The organism is Streptococcus sp. 2154, assembly GCF_013277255.1.
GTDB classification, from domain to species: domain Bacteria; phylum Bacillota; class Bacilli; order Lactobacillales; family Streptococcaceae; genus Streptococcus; species Streptococcus pseudopneumoniae.
The window spans coordinates 4,512-22,809 of sequence record NZ_VMMK01000046.1 but is presented as its reverse complement, the minus strand read 5'-3'; the positions used below and the strand labels follow the sequence as shown (position 1 = coordinate 22,809).

Here is an 18,298-nt window from a genome sequence, read left to right as displayed (position 1 = left end):
ATTTTCGAAGAGTATAAAAGTAATAGTGCTTTTAGAATAAGAGGGTAAGCAACCCTATAATCAAGATAAACTAAGATTTTGGAGGAAAAATGAGTAATATTAGTTTAACAACACTTGGTGGTGTACGTGAAAATGGGAAAAATATGTACATTGCTGAAATTGGAGAGTCCATTTTTGTTTTGAATGCAGGGTTAAAATATCCCGAAAATGAACAATTAGGGGTCGATGTGGTGATTCCAAAGATGGACTACCTTTTTGAAAATAAAGATCGAATTGCTGGGGTATTTTTAACTCACGGACATGCAGATGCTATTGGTGCTCTGCCTTATCTCTTGGCTGAAGCCAAGGTACCTGTATTTGGCTCTGAGTTGACCATTGAGTTGGCAAAGCTCTTTGTCAAAGGAAATGACGCAGTCAAGAAATTTAATGATTTTCATGTTATTGATGAAGATACGGAGATTGATTTTGGTGGGACAGTGGTTTCCTTCTTCCCTACGACTTACTCCGTTCCAGAGAGCCTGGGAATTGTCTTGAAGACAGCTGAAGGTAGCATCGTTTATACAGGTGACTTCAAATTTGACCAGACAGCTAGTGAATCCTATGCGACAGACTTCGCTCGTTTGGCAGAAATCGGTCGTGACGGCGTCCTGGCTCTCCTCAGTGATTCGGCCAATGCGGACAGCAATATTCAGGTGGCTAGTGAAAGTGAAGTTAGAGATGAAATTACCCAAACCATTGCTGACTGGGAAGGTCGTATCATCGTTGCAGCTGTTTCCAGTAACCTTTCTCGTATCCAGCAGATTTTTGACGCTGCGGATAAAACAGGTCGACGTATCGTCTTGACAGGATTTGATATTGAAAATATCGTCCGCACAGCGATTCGTCTCAAGAAGTTGTCTTTAGCCAACGAAATTCTCTTGATTAAGCCGAAAGATATGTCTCGCTTTGAAGACCATGAGTTGATTATTCTTGAGACAGGTCGTATGGGTGAACCTATCAATGGACTTCGTAAGATGTCGATTGGTCGCCATCGTTATGTAGAAATCAAGGATGGGGACCTGGTCTATATTGCTACGGCTCCGTCTATTGCTAAAGAAGCCTTCGTTGCGCGTGTGGAAAATATGATTTATCAGGCAGGAGGGGTTGTCAAATTGATTACCCAAAGTTTACATGTATCAGGGCACGGAAATGCGCGTGATTTGCAGTTGATGATCAATCTCTTGCAACCTAAGTATCTCTTCCCAATTCAAGGGGAATACCGCGAGTTGGATGCCCATGCTAAGGCTGCTATGGCAGTAGGTATGTTGCCAGAACGCATTTTCATCCCTAAAAAGGGAACCAGCATGGCTTATGAGAATGGAGACTTTGTCCCAGCTGGAGCAGTTTCGGCAGGGGATGTCTTGATTGACGGGAATGCCATAGGTGATGTTGGAAATGTGGTTCTTCGTGACCGTAAGGTCTTGTCAGAGGATGGCATTTTCATCGTCGCAATTACAGTTAACCGACGTGAGAAGAAAATTGTAGCTAAGGCTCGTGTTCACACGCGTGGATTTGTTTATCTCAAGAAGAGTCGCGATATTCTCCGTGAAAGTTCAGAATTGATTAACCAGACGGTAGAAGACTATCTTCAAGGAGATGACTTTGACTGGGCAGATCTTAAAGGCAAGGTTCGTGATAATCTGACCAAGTATCTCTTTGACCAAACCAAGCGTCGTCCAGCTATTCTACCAGTAGTCATGGAAGCAAAATAATCATTGAAATAAGTAAAGATAAAGTCTAGTTTCGGCTTTTTCTTATCGGAAAATAGAAGGAGAAAATCATGGCAGTAATGAAAATCGAGTATTACTCACAAGTTTTGGATATGGAGTGGGGGGTGAATGTCCTCTACCCTGATGCCAATCGAGTGGAAGAACCAGAGTGTGAAGATATTCCCGTCTTGTACCTCTTGCACGGGATGTCTGGCAATCATAATAGTTGGCTCAAACGGACCAATGTAGAACGCTTGCTTCGGGGGACTAATCTCATCGTCGTCATGCCCAATACCAGCAACGGTTGGTACACTGATACCCAGTATGGTTTTGACTATTACACAGCTCTAGCAGAGGAATTGCCACAGGTTTTGAAACGCTTCTTCCCTAATATGACCAGTAAGCGTGAAAAGACCTTTATCGCTGGTCTCTCCATGGGAGGCTACGGCTGTTTCAAATTGGCTCTTGCGACAAATCGTTTTTCTCATGCAGCTAGTTTTTCAGGTGCTCTCAGCTTTCAAGATTTTTCTCCTGAGAGCCAAAATCTGGGAAGTCCAGCCTACTGGAGAGGTGTTTTTGGAGAGATTAGAGACTGGACAACTAGTCCCTATTCTCTTGAAAGTCTGGCTAAAAAATCGGATAAAAAGACCAAACTTTGGGCGTGGTGTGGCGAACAGGATTTCTTGTATGAAGCCAATAATCTAGCAGTGAAAAATCTCAAAAAATTAGGTTTTGATGTGACCTATAGCCATAGCGCTGGAACTCACGAGTGGTATTATTGGGAAAAACAATTGGAACGGTTTCTAGCAACCCTGCCAATCGATTTCAAATTAGAAGAGAGATTGAGTTAGTTTTTTATAAATGAACCACTATCTATAGTTATTCTTGGCTTCAAAACAATGATGGAAGTCTGTTTTCACTAGACTTTTCAAACGAAAGTAGTAGAATAGTAATAAGATATTGGAGGAAAGAGAGTAGGAAATGTACCGTTATCAAATTGGCATTCCCACATTAGAATATGATCAGTTTGTCAAAGAACATGAATTAGCCAATGTATTACAAAGTAGTGCTTGGGAAGAAGTGAAGTCTGATTGGCAACATGAGAAGTTTGGTGTTTACAGGGAAGAAAAATTACTGGCGACAGCTAGTATTTTGATTAGAACTCTTCCGTTAGGCTATAAAATGTTTTACATCCCAAGAGGGCCTATATTGGATTATGGGGATACAGAACTCTTGAGTTTTGTCATTCAGTCTATTAAGTCTTATGCTCGCAGTAAGAGAGCGGTTTTTGTGACTTTCGATCCAAGCATTTGTCTATCTCAACATTTGGTTAATCAAGATAAAAGAGAATTTCCTGAAAATCTGGCTATTATTGATAGTTTGCAACAAATGGGAGTAAGGTGGTCAGGAAAAACAGAGGAAATGGGAGACACCATTCAACCTCGTATTCAGGTGAAAATATACAAGGAAAATTTTGAAGAAGATAAACTTTCCAAGTCAACAAAACAGGCTATTCGAACAGCACGGAATAAGGGGGTAGAGATTCAATTTGGTGGAACTGAATTATTGGACTCTTTTTCCTTTTTGATGAAAAAAACCGAGAAGCGGAAAGAGATTCATTTGAGGAATGAAGCCTATTATAAAAAGTTGTTAGATAATTTTAAGGACAAGGCCTACATCACCTTGGCAACCTTGGATGTCTCTAAACGTTCGCAAGAATTAGAAGAACAGTTAGCGAAAAACAGAGCCTTGGAAGAGACCTTTACTGATTCGACTCGAACTTCAAAAGTAGAAGCGCAGAAGAAGGAAAAAGAACGTTTGTTAGAGGAATTGACTTTCCTGCAGGAATATATGGATGCAGGTCAAGCAATAGTTCCCTTAGCGGCTACCTTGACTTTAGAATTCGGACAAACTTCTGTCAATCTATACGCAGGAATGGATGAAGATTTTAGACGTTATAAAGCTCCTATTTTGACTTGGTATGAGACAGCTCGATATTCCTTTGAACGTGGCATTTTATGGCAAAATTTAGGAGGCGTCGAGAATGCTTTAGATGGTGGACTCTATCGTTTTAAAGCTAATTTTAATCCAACGATCGAAGAATACTTGGGTGAATTTACAATTCCTACCCATCCTCTCTATCCTCTGTTAAGACTTGCTCTTGATTTCCGTAAAACATTAAGAAAAAAACATAGAAAGTAAGTATATGGCACTAACTACACTCACGAAAGAAGAGTTTCGTACTTATTCTGATCAGGTTTCTTCTCGTTCCTTTATGCAATCTGTTCAGATGGGGGACTTGTTAGAAAAAAGAGGGGCTCGAATTGTTTATCTTGCTTTGAAACAAGGAGGAGAGATTCAAGTTGCAGCTCTGGTTTATAGCTTGCCCATGCTGGGTGGTCTGCATATGGAGATCAATTCGGGGCCGATTTATACCCAACAAGATGCTCTTCCAGTTTTTTATGCGGAGTTAAAAGAATATGCCAAGCAAAATGGTGTATTAGAGCTGCTTGTAAAACCTTATGAAACTTATCAAACTTTTGATAGCCAAGGTAATCCAATAGATGCTGAGAAAAAAAGTGTCATTCAAGGTTTAACTGATTTAGGTTATCAATTTGATGGATTGACAAGAGGTTACCCAGGTGGAGAACCAGATTGGTTATACTATAAAGATTTAACTGAATTAACTGAAAAGAGTTTGCTTAAAAGTTTTAGCAAAAAGGGTAAACCCTTGGTGAAAAAGGCTGAAACCTTTGGCATTCGGTTGAAAAAGTTAAAACGTGAAGAACTATCGATTTTTAAGAATATAACAAAAGAAACCTCTGAACGTAGAGAATATAGTGATAAAAGTTTAGAATATTATGAGCATTTTTATGATACTTTTGGAGAACAAGCGGAGTTTCTCATAGCAAGCTTAAATTTTTCGGACTATATGAGCAAATTGCAAGGTGAACAAAGTAAACTAGAAGAAAACTTGAACAAGTTGCGACTTGATTTGAGTAAAAATCCTCATTCTGAGAAAAAACAAAATCAACTGAGAGAATATTCTAGTCAATTTGAAACATTTGAAGTTCGAAAAGCAGAAGCGCGAGACTTGATTGAAAAATATGGAGAAGAAGATATTGTTTTAGCCGGGAGTTTATTTGTTTATATGCCTCAGGAAACGACTTACCTCTTTAGTGGTTCCTACACTGAGTTTAATAAATTCTATTCCCCTGCACTGCTTCAAAAATATGTTATGTTGGAAAGCATAAAACGTGGAATACCTAAATACAACTTCCTAGGCATTCAAGGGATTTTTGATGGAAGTGATGGTGTTTTGCGTTTTAAACAGAATTTTAATGGCTATATTGTACGCAAAGCAGGTACTTTCCGTTACCATCCATCTCCTTTAAAATACAAAGCTATCCAGTTACTCAAAAAAATAGTAGGACGTTAAGATGAAAAAGTCAGTATTTAGCTTTCTTTTAGCTTCTTTTAGTAAAATAATTTTTATTTGCTAGAAAGGTGGAGAGACATGCGCTGGCTTTTTCGTTTGATAGGGGCTTTCTTTTCTTTTGTGTGGCGTTTGTTTTGGCGTCTGGTTTGGATAGTTGTGCTTTTATGTGTGCTTGCTTTCGGACTTCTCTGGTATCTGAACGGGGATTTTCAAGGAGCGCTAAAGCAAGCAGAACGGTCAGTAAAAATTGGTCAACAAAGTATTGACCAATGGGAGAAAACAGGGCAACTGCCTAAGTTAAGCCAGACAGATAGTCACCAGCATTCTGAAGGAAGGTGGCCACAGGCCTCTGCTCGTATTTACCTGGATCCGCAGATGGATTCACGCTTTCAAGAGGCTTATTTAGAAGCAATCCAGAACTGGAATCAAACTGGTGCTTTTAACTTTGAACTCGTGACTGAGTCTAGTAAGGCGGATATTACGGCTACGGAGATGAACGACGGAGGCACTCCTGTGGCAGGAGAGGCGGAAAGTCAAACTAATCTCTTAACAGGGCAATTCTTGTCCGTAACGGTGCGCTTGAATCATTATTATTTGTCCAATCCATACTATGGCTATTCCTATGAACGCCTTGTCCATACGGCAGAACATGAGTTAGGTCATGCGATTGGCTTGGACCATACAGATGAGAAGTCTGTCATGCAACCAGCAGGTTCTTTTTATGGTATCCAGGAAGAGGATGTTGAAAGACTTCGAAAATTATATGAGACCAATGAGTAGGGGACTATTTTTCCCTACTTTTTTGCTATAATGGAATTATGAACAACTTGATTAAATCAAAACTAGAGCTCTTGCCGACCAGCCCTGGTTGTTACATTCACAAGGATAAAAACGGCACCATTATCTATGTAGGAAAGGCTAAAAATCTGCGTAACCGCGTGCGGTCCTATTTCCGTGGAAGTCATGATACCAAAACAGAGGCTTTGGTGTCTGAAATTGTAGATTTTGAATTTATCGTTACGGAGTCTAATATTGAGGCACTTCTCCTAGAAATCAACCTGATTAAGGAAAATAAGCCTAAATACAATATCATGCTCAAGGATGACAAGTCCTATCCCTTCATCAAAATCACTAATGAGCGCTATCCACGCTTGATTATCACTCGTCAGGTCAAGAAGGACGGAGGTCTCTACTTTGGTCCCTATCCAGATGTGGGGGCGGCCAATGAAATCAAGCGACTACTGGATCGGATTTTCCCTTTTCGTAAGTGTACCAATCCACCGTCTAAGGTCTGTTTTTACTACCATATCGGCCAATGCATGAGCCACACCATCTGTAAGAAGGATGAGGACTATTTCAAGTCTATGGCTCAGGAGGTTTCTGATTTTCTGAAAGGCCAAGATGATAAAATCATTGATAACCTCAAGGGCAAAATGGCAGCGGCGGCTCAGACTATGGAGTTTGAACGTGCGGCGGAATACCGTGACCTGATTCAGGCTATTGGAACGCTTCGAACCAAGCAACGGGTCATGGCTAAGGATCTCCAAAATCGCGATGTCTTTGGCTACTATGTGGATAAGGGCTGGATGTGTGTGCAAGTTTTCTTTGTTCGTCAGGGCAAGCTCATCGAGCGCGATGTCAATCTATTCCCCTACTTCAATGATCCAGATGAGGATTTTTTGACCTATGTAGGACAATTCTATCAAGAAAAATCTCATCTAGTTCCCAATGAGGTACTGATTCCGCAGGATATTGACCAAGAAGCTGTCAAGGCTTTGGTGGATTCCAAGATTCTTAAGCCTCAACGTGGAGAGAAAAAGCAGCTGGTCAATTTAGCTATAAAAAATGCACGCGTTAGTCTGGAGCAGAAATTTAACCTGCTAGAAAAATCAGTCGAAAAGACCCAAGGAGCTATTGAAAATCTAGGACGTTTGCTCCAAATTCCGACTCCAGTTCGCATCGAGTCCTTCGATAATTCCAACATCATGGGGACTAGTCCTGTTTCAGCTATGGTGGTCTTTGTCAACGGCAAACCAAGTAAAAAAGATTATCGTAAGTATAAAATCAAGACTGTCGTTGGACCAGACGACTATGCCAGTATGCGTGAGGTTATTCGCAGACGTTATGGTCGAGTACAACGAGAAGGTTTGACTCCTCCAGATTTGATTGTCATTGATGGGGGACAAGGGCAAGTCAATATCGCCAAGCAAGTCATCCAAGAGGAACTAGGTTTGGATATTCCAATTGCAGGTCTGCAAAAGAATGATAAGCACCAAACCCATGAATTGCTCTTTGGAGATCCGCTGGAAGTGGTGGACTTGTCTCGCAATTCTCAGGAATTTTTCCTCCTCCAACGCATTCAAGATGAGGTACACCGCTTTGCTATCACTTTCCACCGCCAACTGCGCTCTAAAAATTCCTTTTCATCACAATTGGATGGGATTGACGGTCTGGGATCTAAACGCAAGCAAAATCTCATGAGGCACTTCAAGTCTCTGACCAAAATCAAGGAAGCAAGTGTGGATGAGATTGTCGAGGTCGGAGTACCAAGAGCAGTAGCAGAAGCAGTTCAGAGGAAGTTGAATCCGCAGGAGGCAGAAGTCTTGCCTCAAGTGGCGGAAGAAAGTGTAGAATACCAAACAGAAGGAGACCATCATGAACCATAAAATCGCAATTTTATCAGATATTCATGGCAATGCGACGGCGCTAGAAGCAGTGATTGCAGATGCTAAAAATCAAGGAGTCAGCGAATACTGGCTTCTGGGAGATATTTTTCTTCCTGGTCCAGGCGCAAATGACTTAGTCGCCCTGCTAAAGGACCTTCCTATCACAACCAGTGTTCGAGGCAATTGGGATGATCGTGTCCTTGAGGCCTTGGATGGCGAATATGGTTTGGAACATCCGAAAGAAATCCAGTCAATGCGCATGACCCAGTTTTTGATGGAGCAAATGGATCCTGCAACGATTGTCTGGCTACGAAGCTTGCCTTTGCTGGAAAAGAAAGAAATTGACGGATTGCGCTTTTCTATCTCTCATAATTTGCCAAATAAGAACTATGGTGGTGACTTGCTAGTTGAGAATGATACAGAGAAATTTGACCAACTCCTCGATGAGGAAACGGACGTGGCAGTCTATGGTCATGTTCACAAGCAGTTGCTTCGTTATGGCAGTCAAGGGCAACAAATCATCAATCCAGGGTCGATTGGCATGCCCTATTTTAATTGGGAGGCGTTAAAAAATCACCGTGCCCAGTATGTCGTGATAGAAGTTGAAGATGGGGAATTGGTAAATATCCTATTTCGTAAAGTCGCTTATGACTATGAAGCGGAGTTAGAACTGGCCAAGTCCAAGGGGCTTCCCTTTATCGAAATGTATGAAGAACTACGTCGTGAAGATAACTATCAGGGACACAATCTGGAATTATTAGCAAGCTTAATAGAAAAGCATGGGTATGTAGAAGATGTGAAGAATTTTTTTGATTTTTTGTAAGAGTTTCCTAAAATAACCAATGCAAATTAAAAACGATTGGCTCGTCCAATCGCTTTTAGTATATCTTATTGTAACTGAGATTGATCTGGGAGATAAGAACCACCTAGATAGGTATTGCTGAGTTTTTCGAGTGTTCCGTCTTGGTAGAGTTCTTTGAGTGCTTTATCAAATTGTTCTTTAAACTCTTTTTGGTCGCTTGAGAAAACAATATAATTGTTGGGGCTATCGACAGAAGGTAAATCAACAACTGAGAGATCTAGGTCGCGGTCCTTGATGATCTTTTGAACGGATACCTTGTCAAAGACTAGGAAATCAAATTCACCGTTAGCAAGGTCTAGGATTCGTTTACCGATATCTTCACCAGAAAAATCGATAGTAGCAGGATTGTCAGTGTGTTTCTGATTCCAGTTATTGATGAATTGAGCGTTTGAAGTTCCGGTATCCTCTTGCGTTGTTTTGCCAGCAATTTGATCAAGAGAAGTCAAAGGATTTTTCTTGTTGCTAACAAGGACGAGGGGATTGTTGGAAATCGGAAGCGAGTATAGGTATTTTTCAGCACGCTCTTTTGTGTAACTCAAGTTATTGGCAGCTGCTTGATAGTGACCAGAATCAAGTCCAGGGAAGATACTTTCCCAGGCAGTTCTTTGGAATTGAATCTCGTAGTCGCTGAGTTTTTCATCCACTGCTTTTAGAACTTCGATATCGAAGCCTGTCAGATTTCCCTTGTCTTCGTAGTCAAATGGCGGCACGTCGCCAGCTGTAGCAAGGACGATTGTCTTTTGAGCGCTAGTCTCTTTGGGTGTAGATTGATTCCCACAGGCAACCAAAAATGGTAGGATAGCTAGTAATAGGCTAAATTTTTTCATACTGTCTCCATTCAAATGTAAAGTACTTGCTAGTTTATCAGAAATGTTCCTGATAAACCAATATATATCTTTTATGTCTGTGATAGAAAAACTTAATCATGAAAAATCCCTGCAAGCTCTTTCAAATTATGGTAGAATGGAAGCAGTAGAATTAGAAAAGGAAATCGATTATGAAATTTCTTGAATTAAATAAAAAACGTCATGCGACTAAGCATTTCACTGATAAGCCAGTTGATCCAAAAGATGTGCGTACGGCTATCGAAATTGCAACCTTGGCACCAAGTGCCCACAACAGCCAGCCTTGGAAATTTGTGGTGGTACGTGAGAAAAATGCCGAACTAGCAAAATTGGCTTACGGTTCCAACTTTGAACAGGTATCATCAGCGCCTGTAACTATTGCCCTCTTTACGGATACAGACCTTGCCAAACGTGCTCGTAAGATTGCCCGAGTTGGTGGTGCTAACAATTTCTCAGAAGAACAACTTCAATACTTCATGAAAAATTTGCCAGCTGAATTTGCACGCTACAATGAACAACAAGTCAGCGACTACCTAGCCCTCAATGCAGGTTTGGTTGCTATGAACTTGGTTCTCGCTCTTACAGACCAAGGGATTGGTTCCAACATTATCCTTGGTTTTGACAAATCAAAAGTTAATGAAGTTTTGGAAATCGCAGACCGTTTCCGCCCAGAACTCTTGATCACAGTGGGTTATACAGACGAAAAATTGCAACCAAGCTACCGCTTGCCAGTAGATGAAATCATCGAGAAAAGATAGAAAGAAGAAAAAATGACAGCAATTGATTTTACAGCAGAAGTAGAAAAACGCAAAGAAGACCTCTTGGCTGACTTGTTTAGCCTTTTGGAAATCAATTCAGAACGTGATGACAGCAAGGTTGATGCTGAACATCCATTTGGGCCTGGTCCAGTAAAAGCCTTGGAGAAATTCCTTGAAATCGCAGACCGTGATGGCTACCCAACTAAGAATGTCGATAACTACGCAGGACATTTTGAGTTTGGTGATGGAGAAGAAGTTCTCGGAATCTTTGCCCACATGGATGTGGTGCCTGCTGGTAGCGGTTGGGACACAGACCCTTACACACCAACTATCAAAGATGGTCGCCTTTATGCGCGTGGGGCTTCAGATGACAAGGGACCTACAACAGCTTGCTACTATGGTTTGAAAATCATCAAAGAATTGGGCCTTCCAACTTCTAAGAAAGTTCGCTTCATCGTTGGAACAGACGAAGAATCAGGTTGGGCAGACATGGACTACTACTTTGAGCACGTAGGACTTGCCAAACCAGATTTCGGTTTCTCACCAGATGCTGAATTTCCAATCATCAATGGTGAAAAAGGAAATATCACGGAATACCTCCACTTTGCAGGAGAAAATACAGGTGCTGCCCGTCTTCACAGCTTTACAGGTGGTTTACGTGAAAACATGGTACCAGAATCAGCAACAGCAGTCGTTTCAGGTGATTTAGCTGACTTGCAAGCTAAACTAGATGCCTTTGTTGCAGAACACAAACTTAGAGGAGAACTCCAAGAAGAAGCTGGCCAATACAAGGTGACGATCATTGGTAAATCAGCCCATGGTGCTATGCCTGCTTCAGGTGTCAATGGCGCAACTTACCTTGCCCTCTTCCTCAGCCAGTTTGGCTTTGCTGGTCCAGCCAAAGACTACCTTGACATCGCAGGTAAAATTCTATTGAACGATCATGAGGGTGAAAATCTCAAGATTGCTCATGTGGATGAAAAGATGGGTGCTCTTTCTATGAATGCTGGCGTCTTCCGCTTCGATGAAACAAGTGCTGATAATACCATTGCCCTTAATATCCGCTATCCAAAAGGAACAAGTCCAGAACAAATCAAGTCAATCCTAGAAAACTTGCCAGTTGCTTCTGTCAGTCTATCAGAACATGGTCACACGCCTCACTATGTGCCAATGGAAGATCCACTTGTGCAAACCTTGTTGAATGTCTATGAAAAACAAACTGGCCTTAAAGGTCACGAGCAAGTTATCGGTGGTGGAACCTTTGGTCGCTTGTTAGAGCGCGGAGTTGCCTATGGTGCTATGTTCCCAGACTCAATTGACACCATGCACCAAGCCAATGAATTTATCGCCTTGGATGATCTCTTCCGAGCAGCAGCAATCTATGCCGAAGCTATTTATGAATTGATCAAATAAAACGATAGAAGTCTGAGATTGTATGCTTGGACTGGAAAGTAGATGTCTCAAATTGAAAGAATCAAGCAGGCTATCATGGCGGATCCGCAGAATGCTAGCTATACAGAGCGTGGCATCGAGCCTCTTTTTGCAGCACCAAAGACTGCTCGCATCAATATCATCGGTCAAGCACCGGGGCTTAAAACACAGGAGGCAGGCCTTTACTGGAAGGATAAGAGTGGTGACCGCCTGAGAGACTGGCTAGGTGTGGATGAAGATGCCTTTTACAATTCAGGTTATTTTGCTGTTTTGCCTATGGATTTCTACTTTCCAGGGCATGGTAAGTCAGGCGACCTGCCACCGCGAACTGGTTTTGCAGAAAAATGGCATCCGCAGCTCTTACAGGAATTGCCTGATATTCAGTTAACCCTCTTGATTGGGCAATATGCCCAAGCCTACTATTTACAGGAGAAAATCAGTGGGAAGGTAACGGAGAGGGTGAAACACTATAAAGACTATCTGCCAACCTATTTTCCACTAGTTCACCCCTCACCACGAAATCAAATCTGGATGGCCAAAAATCCTTGGTTTGAGTCAGAAGTGGTGCCAGATTTGAAAAAAAGAATTAAAACCATTTTATAGTCAATGAAAATCAAAGAGCAAACTAGGAAGCTAGCCGCAGGTTGCTCAAAGTACAGCTTTGAGGTTGTGGATAGAACTGACGAAGTCAGTAACCATACCTATGGTAAGGCGACGCTGACGTGGTTTGAAGAGTATTAGGAGAAAAAGAATGAAAGAAATAACCTTTGACGCATTTTACCAGCTTTATCAAAACGACCAACTTTCTCTAGTGGACGTGAGAGAAGTGGACGAATTTGAAACTCTTCATTTAGAAGGTGCCCACAACCTACCACTTAGTCAATTGGCTGATACCTATGATCAGTTGGATAAGGACCAGTTACATTATGTTATTTGCAAATCTGGAATGAGATCGGCGCGTGCTTGCCAATTCTTATCAGAACAAGGTTATGAGGTTATCAATGTACAAGGTGGCATGATGGCCTTTGAAGAACTTTAAATATTAGAATTTTCTCCTACTTAGTGTGGACTGGGTAGGGGATTTTATTTTTAGATAATTCTTATTTTTAAGAATCTTGAAAACATTCAATATTTACTTCATGAAGCTTTTTTCATACTCCTATTCATGATATACTAGGTCAGTATTTTATAAATATAAAGGAGATTTTCATGGCTAAAAAAGGTGCCCTAACAGGTTTGCTTCTGTTTGGAATATTTTTTGGTGCGGGGAACTTGATTTTTCCGCCTTCTCTAGGTGCTCTATCTGGAGAACATTTTCTTCCTGCCATCGCAGGTTTTGTCTTTTCAGGTGTCGGTATCGCCGTCTTGACCCTTATTATTGGAACGCTAAATCCTAAAGGATATATCTACGAGATTTCTACAAAGATAGCGCCTTGGTTTGCGACTCTTTACCTCTCAGTTCTTTACTTGTCAATCGGTCCATTCTTTGCTATCCCACGTACTGCTACAACAGCTTACGAAGTAGGGATTAGCCCCCTTTTGTCGGATGCAAATAAAGGTCTTGGTTTGATTGTCTTTACGGTTCTTTACTTTGCAGCAGCTTATCTAATTTCGCTTAATCCATCAAAAATCTTAGACCGTATCGGCCGTATTTTAACACCAGTCTTTGCTATTTTGATTGTTATCTTGGTTGTCCTAGGAGCTATCAAATATGGCGGAACAAGTCCTCAAGCTGCTTCAGCTGCTTATCAAGCTTCTGCCTTTGGGACAGGTTTCCTAGAAGGTTATAATACCTTGGATGCTCTTGCCTCAGTTGCCTTTAGCGTAATCGCAGTTCAAACCTTAAAACAACTTGGATTTTCAAGTAAGAAAGAATACATTTCAACTATTTGGGTGGTTGGTATCGTTGTGGCCCTTGCCTTCAGTGCTCTTTACATCGGTTTAGGTTTCCTTGGAAATCATTTCCCGGTACCAGCTGAGGCTATGAAGGGTGGAACACCAGGTGTTTACATCTTGTCACAAGCCACCCAAGAAATCTTTGGCTCAACAGCCCAACTCTTCCTGGCAGCTATGGTTACTGTAACCTGCTTCACAACAACAGTTGGTTTGATTGTGTCAACAGCTGAGTTCTTTAATGAGCGCTTCCCACAAATCAGCTACAAGGTTTATGCGACAGCCTTTACCTTGATTGGATTTGTCATTGCCAATTTGGGTCTTGATGCGATTATCAAGTACTCAATCCCTGTGCTGGTTATTTTGTACCCAATCACGATTGCCATCGTTATGATTGTCATTGTCAACAAATTCGTGGCTCTTTCAAAACCAGGTATGCAGTTGACAATTGCTGTTGTTACAGCTATTGGCATTGCAAGCGTACTAGGAAGCTCCTTTAAGGTTGAATTTTTTGCAAATCTTGTTAGCGTTCTTCCTTTTGCCAAGGCCTCACTCCCATGGTTGGTGCCAGCCATCGTTGGAATCTTGCTCTCATTGGTTCTACCTAACAAGCAAGAAAGCAATGTTTTTGAAATGGAATAATCATTAAAATCACTTTTGTAGTCAAGGCTACAAAAGTGATTTTCTTTTTTTATCCGATGATAAATGTGTTATAATAGGTAGCAAAAGAGGTGAAGAAATGAATCAAACAGTAGAATATATCAAAGAACTAACAGCCATCGCATCGCCAACAGGCTTCACTCGTGAGATTTCGGACTATTTAGTCAAGACTTTAGAAGATTTTGGTTATCAGCCAGTTCGCACAGCCAAGGGCGGTGTCAATGTGACCATTAAAGGTCAAAAAGATGAACAACACCGCTATGTGACTGCCCATGTAGATACACTGGGTGCTATTGTCCGTGCTGTCAAACCAGACGGCCGTCTCAAATTGGATCGTATCGGTGGCTTTCCTTGGAACATGATTGAAGGTGAAAACTGTACCGTTCATGTGGCTAGCACAGGTCAAAAAGTATCAGGAACCATCCTCATCCACCAAACTTCTTGCCATGTCTATAAGGATGCAGGAACTGCAGAACGCACGCAGGACAATATGGAAGTTCGTTTGGACGCAAAAGTAACTAGTGAAAAAGAAACTCGTGCCTTGGGGATTGAAGTCGGTGATTTTATCAGCTTTGACCCACGAACTGTCGTGACAGAGACAGGTTTTATCAAGTCTCGTCATTTGGATGACAAGGTCAGTGCAGCGATTTTGCTTAATCTGCTTCGTATTTATATGGAAGAGAAGATTGAGTTGCCCGTAACAACCCATTTTGCTTTTTCAGTTTTTGAAGAAGTGGGACACGGTGCTAACTCTAATATCCCTGCTCAGGTAGTCGAATATCTGGCTGTGGACATGGGAGCTATGGGGGATGACCAGCAGACAGATGAGTACACAGTGTCTATCTGTGTCAAGGATGCTTCAGGGCCTTATCACTATGACTTCCGTCAACATTTGGTTGCCTTGGCGAAAGAGCAAGATATTCCATTTAAGCTGGATATCTATCCATTTTATGGTTCGGATGCTTCAGCGGCTATGTCTGCAGGGGCAGAAGTCAAACACGCCCTCCTTGGCGCGGGTATCGAGTCTAGTCATTCTTATGAGCGTACTCATATTGACTCGGTGGTCGCAACAGAGCGTATGGTTGATGCTTACATTAAGAGCGCGTTGGTAGACTAATATGTGTCTTATATGCCAGAGAATTGAGCTCATCAAGAAGGGAGAAAATCCCTATTTTGTCAAAGAGTTGGAAACAGGCTATCTTGTGATTGGAGATCACCAGTATTTTGCAGGCTATAGTCTCTTTCTAGCCAAGGAACACGTCACGGAATTGCATCATTTGAAAAAGGAAACAAGACTACGTTTTCTCGAAGAAATGAGTCTAGTCCAAGAGGCAGTTGCCAAGACCTTTGCTGCTGAGAAAATGAATGTTGAACTTCTAGGAAATGGCGATGCCCATCTCCACTGGCATCTTTTCCCTAGACGAAGCGGTGACATGAATGGTCACGGTCTCAAGGGACGTGGTCCAGTTTGGTGGGTTCCCTTTGAAGAAATGACAACAAAAACCTGCCAAGCAAAACCAGATGAGATTAAAAGATTAGTTAAACGTTTATCGTCAGAACTAGATAAACTATTAGAAATAAAGGAGTAGAAATGAAAAAAAGATACCTTGTCTTGACAGCCTTGATATCCTTGAGTCTAGCAGCTTGTTCACAAGAAAAAGCAAAAAATGAAGACGGAGAAGCTAAGACAGAACAGACAGCCAAGGCTGATGGCACAGTCGGCAGTAAGTCTCAAGGGACTGCCCAGAAGAAAGCAGAAGTGGTCAATAAAGGTGATTACTATAGCATTCAGGGTAAATACGATGAAATCATCGTAGCCAATAAACACTATCCTTTGTCGAAAGACTATAATCCGGGGGAAAATCCAACAGCCAAGGCTGAGTTGGTCAAACTCATCAAAGCCATGCAAGAGGCAGGCTTCCCAATCAGTGACCATTACAGTGGCTTTAGAAGTTATGAAACTCAGACCAAACTCTACCAAGATTATGTCAATCAAGATGGGAAAGAAGCTGCCGACCGTTATTCTGCTCGACCTGGCTATAGCGAACACCAGACAGGCTTGGCCTTTGATGTGATTGGGACTGATGGTGATTTGGTAACAGAAGAAAAAGCAGCCCAATGGCTTTTGGATCATGCAGCTGATTATGGCTTTGTTGTCCGTTATCTCAAAGGTAAGGAAAAGGAAACAGGCTATATGGCTGAAGAATGGCACCTGCGTTATGTCGGAAAAGAAGCAAAAGAAATTGCTGCAAGTGGTCTCAGTTTGGAAGAGTATTACGGCTTTGAAGGCGGAGATTACGTCGATTAAAAAATAAACTTTTCTCTTGCAATTCCAGATAAATAGTGTATAATAGATGGGTATGTGAAAAGCATACTTGTGGGAGGTAAAAATCTCTAATTACCGCCAAAACCACAAAGGAGGATTTAAAAATGGCTAAAAAAGTCGAAAAACTTGTAAAATTGCAAATCCCTGCTGGTAAAGCTACACCAGCTCCACCGGTTGGACCTGCTCTTGGTCAAGCTGGTATCAACATCATGGGATTCACAAAAGAGTTCAACGCTCGTACAGCTGACCAAGCTGGGATGATTATTCCAGTTGTTATCTCAGTTTACGAAGATAAATCATTTACTTTCGTTACGAAAACACCACCAGCTGCTGTTCTTTTGAAAAAAGCTGCAGGTGTTGAAAAAGGATCAAGTACACCTAATAAAACTAAAGTTGCTACAGTTACTCGTGCACAAGTACAAGAAATTGCAGAAACTAAGATGCCAGATTTGAACGCAGCAAACGTAGAGTCTGCAATGCGTATGATCGAAGGTACTGCTCGTTCTATGGGATTCACTGTTGTTGACTAATCAATAACACAGTAGAAAATCTCACAGCAGTCTATTAGTTGCTTTTCATACTAGGCAAGTGACTGATACTTGTACTTGGGTACAGCAAGGGAACTTAAGGCCGTAGGAAAAGGAAAGTAATAGACTGAAAACCCGCAAGACTTCATCATTTCGAGGAGTGACGTGGGAGATGAAAATCGATTGAACCACTTACAAGGAGAATAGAAAATGGCTAAAAAAAGCAAACAACTTCGTGCTGCTCTTGAGAAAATCGACAGCACAAAAGCATACAGCGTAGAAGAAGCTGTAGCACTTGCAAAAGAAACTAACTTTGCAAAATTTGACGCAACTGTAGAAGTTGCTTACAACTTGAACATCGACGTTAAAAAAGCTGACCAACAAATCCGTGGAGCAATGGTATTGCCAAACGGTACTGGTAAAACTTCACGCGTTCTTGTTTTCGCACGCGGTGCAAAAGCTGAAGAAGCAAAAGCTGCTGGTGCAGACTTTGTTGGTGAAGATGACCTTGTTGCTAAAATCAACGACGGTTGGTTGGACTTCGACGTAGTTATCGCTACACCTGATATGATGGCTCTTGTTGGACGTCTTGGACGTGTCCTTGGACCACGTAACTTGATGCCAAACCCTAAAACTGGTACTGTAACAATGGATGTTGCTAAAGCAGTTGAAGAGTCTAAAGGTGGTAAAATCACTTACCGTGCTGACCGTGCAGGTAACGTTCAAGCAATCATCGGTAAAGTATCATTTGAAGCTGAAAAATTGGTTGAAAACTTCAAAGCTTTCAACGAAACAATCCAAAAAGCAAAACCAGCTACAGCTAAAGGAACTTACGTAACAAACTTGACTATCACAACTACTCAAGGTGTTGGTATCAAAGTTGACGTAAACTCACTTTAATCAGTAGTTAAAGTAATGTAAAAAAGTTGAAGACGCTATGTCTCAACTTTTTTTGATTTCAAAATCTAGTGGAATAAATCTGGAATAGTCCATCGAGCTTTCTAATACTCTTCGAAAATCTCTTCAAACCACGTCAACGTCGCCTTGCCGTGAGTATGGTTACTGACTTCGTCAGTTCTATCCACAACCTCAAAACAGTGTTTTGAGCTGACTACGTCAGTTCCATCTACAACCTCAAAACAG

At 41.5% G+C, this 18,298-nt stretch carries 18 protein-coding genes; 17 read left to right on the top strand and 1 reads right to left on the bottom strand.

Annotation, left to right across the window (positions count from 1 at the left end):
• Positions 1-89: 89 nt before the first annotated feature.
• From HT693_RS08555 to HT693_RS08525, 7 genes are all read left to right on the top strand, one after another.
• Entirely contained in the window at positions 90-1,751 is a 1,662-nt protein-coding gene (locus HT693_RS08555) for a ribonuclease J (RefSeq protein ID WP_000065626.1), read from the top strand.
• A gap of 68 nt (positions 1,752-1,819) precedes the next feature.
• Positions 1,820-2,599: an alpha/beta hydrolase family protein gene (locus HT693_RS08550; RefSeq protein WP_119948116.1), complete on the top strand. Its 780-nt coding sequence runs from the start codon at positions 1,820-1,822 to the stop codon at positions 2,597-2,599.
• Between the two features lie 130 nt (positions 2,600-2,729).
• Positions 2,730-3,950, top strand: coding sequence for an aminoacyltransferase (locus HT693_RS08545; protein WP_172925107.1), 1,221 nt, complete (start codon positions 2,730-2,732; stop codon positions 3,948-3,950).
• 4 nt (positions 3,951-3,954) lie between these two features.
• Positions 3,955-5,187 (top strand): peptidoglycan bridge formation alanyltransferase MurN, encoded by a 1,233-nt coding sequence (gene murN, locus HT693_RS08540; RefSeq protein ID WP_023940927.1) that lies wholly within the window; start codon positions 3,955-3,957, stop codon positions 5,185-5,187.
• A 78-nt stretch (positions 5,188-5,265) separates the two neighbouring features.
• Complete coding sequence (locus HT693_RS08535; RefSeq protein WP_031222852.1) at positions 5,266-5,967, top strand: M57 family metalloprotease; 702 nt, start codon at positions 5,266-5,268, stop codon at positions 5,965-5,967.
• A 38-nt stretch (positions 5,968-6,005) separates the two neighbouring features.
• Positions 6,006-7,853 carry an excinuclease ABC subunit UvrC gene (uvrC, locus tag HT693_RS08530; protein ID WP_023936583.1) on the top strand — a complete coding sequence of 616 codons (1,848 nt, stop codon included), beginning with the start codon at positions 6,006-6,008 and terminating at the stop codon, positions 7,851-7,853.
• Entirely contained in the window at positions 7,843-8,676 is an 834-nt protein-coding gene (locus HT693_RS08525; RefSeq protein ID WP_023939002.1) for a metallophosphoesterase family protein, read from the top strand. The genes uvrC and HT693_RS08525 overlap by 11 nt, the downstream gene beginning before the upstream one ends.
• A 65-nt stretch (positions 8,677-8,741) precedes the next feature.
• Here HT693_RS08525 and HT693_RS08520 read toward each other — a convergent pair whose 3' ends face one another.
• Positions 8,742-9,542, bottom strand: a complete 801-nt coding sequence (locus tag HT693_RS08520) for an amino acid ABC transporter substrate-binding protein (RefSeq protein ID WP_050223147.1) — start codon at positions 9,540-9,542, stop codon at positions 8,742-8,744.
• A gap of 170 nt (positions 9,543-9,712) precedes the next feature.
• On the opposite strand from HT693_RS08520, the gene HT693_RS08515 reads away from it, so the two are divergent.
• The 10 genes from HT693_RS08515 (at position 9,713) to rplA (ending at position 18,055) form a co-directional block, all read left to right on the top strand.
• Positions 9,713-10,318 carry a nitroreductase family protein gene (locus HT693_RS08515; RefSeq protein ID WP_050223148.1) on the top strand — a complete coding sequence of 202 codons (606 nt, stop codon included), beginning with the start codon at positions 9,713-9,715 and terminating at the stop codon, positions 10,316-10,318.
• A 12-nt stretch (positions 10,319-10,330) separates the two neighbouring features.
• Complete coding sequence (gene pepV / locus HT693_RS08510) at positions 10,331-11,731, top strand: dipeptidase PepV (RefSeq protein ID WP_023939001.1); 1,401 nt, start codon at positions 10,331-10,333, stop codon at positions 11,729-11,731.
• A gap of 42 nt (positions 11,732-11,773) precedes the next feature.
• Complete coding sequence (locus tag HT693_RS08505; protein ID WP_023938999.1) at positions 11,774-12,352, top strand: uracil-DNA glycosylase family protein; 579 nt, start codon at positions 11,774-11,776, stop codon at positions 12,350-12,352.
• Between the two features lie 148 nt (positions 12,353-12,500).
• Positions 12,501-12,788 (top strand): rhodanese-like domain-containing protein, encoded by a 288-nt coding sequence (locus HT693_RS08500; protein ID WP_172925106.1) that lies wholly within the window; start codon positions 12,501-12,503, stop codon positions 12,786-12,788.
• A gap of 170 nt (positions 12,789-12,958) precedes the next feature.
• Entirely contained in the window at positions 12,959-14,284 is a 1,326-nt protein-coding gene (gene brnQ / locus HT693_RS08495; RefSeq protein WP_172925105.1) for a branched-chain amino acid transport system II carrier protein, read from the top strand.
• Between the two features lie 97 nt (positions 14,285-14,381).
• Positions 14,382-15,419, top strand: coding sequence for a M42 family metallopeptidase (locus HT693_RS08490; RefSeq protein WP_172925104.1), 1,038 nt, complete (start codon positions 14,382-14,384; stop codon positions 15,417-15,419).
• 1 nt (position 15,420) lies between these two features.
• Positions 15,421-15,891 carry an HIT family protein gene (locus HT693_RS08485; RefSeq protein WP_172925103.1) on the top strand — a complete coding sequence of 157 codons (471 nt, stop codon included), beginning with the start codon at positions 15,421-15,423 and terminating at the stop codon, positions 15,889-15,891.
• Positions 15,892-15,893: 2 nt separating this feature from the next.
• Positions 15,894-16,610 (top strand): LD-carboxypeptidase LdcB/DacB, encoded by a 717-nt coding sequence (gene ldcB, locus HT693_RS08480; RefSeq protein ID WP_050227313.1) that lies wholly within the window; start codon positions 15,894-15,896, stop codon positions 16,608-16,610.
• 122 nt (positions 16,611-16,732) lie between these two features.
• The gene (rplK, locus tag HT693_RS08475) at positions 16,733-17,158 is read left to right on the top strand and encodes a 50S ribosomal protein L11 (protein ID WP_001085812.1); all 426 of its coding nucleotides are present in this window, start codon (positions 16,733-16,735) and stop codon (positions 17,156-17,158) included.
• A 207-nt stretch (positions 17,159-17,365) separates the two neighbouring features.
• Positions 17,366-18,055 carry a 50S ribosomal protein L1 gene (gene rplA / locus HT693_RS08470; protein WP_001085675.1) on the top strand — a complete coding sequence of 230 codons (690 nt, stop codon included), beginning with the start codon at positions 17,366-17,368 and terminating at the stop codon, positions 18,053-18,055.
• Positions 18,056-18,298 lie beyond the last annotated feature (243 nt).

Bases quoted from the DNA above. Each gene is read 5' to 3' on its own strand.
- HT693_RS08505 (WP_023938999.1), top strand. From the start codon at position 11,774: ATGTCTCAAATTGAAAGAATCAAGCAGGCTATCATGGCGGATCCGCAG.
- uvrC (WP_023936583.1), top strand. From the start codon at position 6,006: ATGAACAACTTGATTAAATCAAAACTAGAGCTCTTGCCGACCAGCCCT.
- HT693_RS08490 (WP_172925104.1), top strand. From the start codon at position 14,382: ATGAATCAAACAGTAGAATATATCAAAGAACTAACAGCCATCGCATCG.
- HT693_RS08500 (WP_172925106.1), top strand. From the start codon at position 12,501: ATGAAAGAAATAACCTTTGACGCATTTTACCAGCTTTATCAAAACGAC.
- ldcB (WP_050227313.1), top strand. From the start codon at position 15,894: ATGAAAAAAAGATACCTTGTCTTGACAGCCTTGATATCCTTGAGTCTA.
- pepV (WP_023939001.1), top strand. From the start codon at position 10,331: ATGACAGCAATTGATTTTACAGCAGAAGTAGAAAAACGCAAAGAAGAC.
- murN (WP_023940927.1), top strand. From the start codon at position 3,955: ATGGCACTAACTACACTCACGAAAGAAGAGTTTCGTACTTATTCTGAT.
- HT693_RS08550 (WP_119948116.1), top strand. From the start codon at position 1,820: ATGGCAGTAATGAAAATCGAGTATTACTCACAAGTTTTGGATATGGAG.
- HT693_RS08555 (WP_000065626.1), top strand. From the start codon at position 90: ATGAGTAATATTAGTTTAACAACACTTGGTGGTGTACGTGAAAATGGG.
- HT693_RS08515 (WP_050223148.1), top strand. From the start codon at position 9,713: ATGAAATTTCTTGAATTAAATAAAAAACGTCATGCGACTAAGCATTTC.
- HT693_RS08485 (WP_172925103.1), top strand. From the start codon at position 15,421: ATGTGTCTTATATGCCAGAGAATTGAGCTCATCAAGAAGGGAGAAAAT.
- HT693_RS08545 (WP_172925107.1), top strand. From the start codon at position 2,730: ATGTACCGTTATCAAATTGGCATTCCCACATTAGAATATGATCAGTTT.
- HT693_RS08535 (WP_031222852.1), top strand. From the start codon at position 5,266: ATGCGCTGGCTTTTTCGTTTGATAGGGGCTTTCTTTTCTTTTGTGTGG.
- HT693_RS08520 (WP_050223147.1), bottom strand. From the start codon at position 9,542: ATGAAAAAATTTAGCCTATTACTAGCTATCCTACCATTTTTGGTTGCC.
- rplK (WP_001085812.1), top strand. From the start codon at position 16,733: ATGGCTAAAAAAGTCGAAAAACTTGTAAAATTGCAAATCCCTGCTGGT.
- brnQ (WP_172925105.1), top strand. From the start codon at position 12,959: ATGGCTAAAAAAGGTGCCCTAACAGGTTTGCTTCTGTTTGGAATATTT.
- rplA (WP_001085675.1), top strand. From the start codon at position 17,366: ATGGCTAAAAAAAGCAAACAACTTCGTGCTGCTCTTGAGAAAATCGAC.
- HT693_RS08525 (WP_023939002.1), top strand. From the start codon at position 7,843: ATGAACCATAAAATCGCAATTTTATCAGATATTCATGGCAATGCGACG.